The following is a 755-nucleotide window of genomic DNA, read 5'->3' as shown; positions in this document are numbered from 1 at the left end:
GACCTGGCCGACATCGACATCATCCGGGTCGGTGACACCTACTACTACTCCGCCTCCACGATGCACTACTCGCCCGGCGCGCCGGTCCTGCGCTCCTACGACCTGGTGCACTGGGAGTACGCCGGCCACTCGGTGCCCAAGCTCGACTTCGGCAACAAGTACGACCTCAACGGCGGCCGCGGCTACGTCAACGGCATCTGGGCGTCGTTCCTGAACTACCGGCCCAGCAACAAGACCTTCTACTGGGGCGGCTGCATCGACTTCAGCAAGACCTACATCTACACCGCGACCTCCGTCGAAGGCCCGTGGAACCGGCACACCACGATCAACAAGTGCTACTACGACGCCGGCCTGCTCGTCGACGACAACGACACGATGTACGTCGCCTACGGCAACACGCAGATCAGCGTGGCCCAGCTGTCGGCCGACGGCAAGAGCGAGGTCCGCAGCCAGCAGGTGTTCTCCACCCCCTCCAGCGTCGGCACGCTGGAAGGCTCGCGGATGTACAAGCGCAACGGGAACTACTACATCTTCCTCACCCGCCCGGCCAACGGCCAGTACATCCTGAAGTCCACCAACGGGCCCTTCGGCCCGTACGAGATGCGCCAGGTCCTGCTGAACATGTCCGGCCCGGTCTCCGGCGGCGGCGTGCCGCACCAGGGCGGCCTGGTGCAGACCCAGAACGGCGCTTGGTACTACATGGCCTTCCAGGACGCCTACCCCGGCGGCCGGATCCCCGTCCTGGCCCCGATCAC

General features: G+C 65.6%; 1 protein-coding gene. It reads left to right on the top strand.

All coding sequences use genetic code 11. The features are described 5' to 3' along the window. On the top strand, positions 1-755 hold a 755-nt coding region (locus HHX40_RS35485), incomplete at both ends, for a glycoside hydrolase 43 family protein (protein ID WP_182884051.1).

This window comes from Microbispora sp. H10949 (assembly GCF_014161435.1).
Classification (GTDB): domain Bacteria; phylum Actinomycetota; class Actinomycetes; order Streptosporangiales; family Streptosporangiaceae; genus Microbispora; species Microbispora triticiradicis.
Note: the sequence above shows the minus strand (reverse complement) of the source record. Positions and strands in the feature narration are given on the sequence as shown.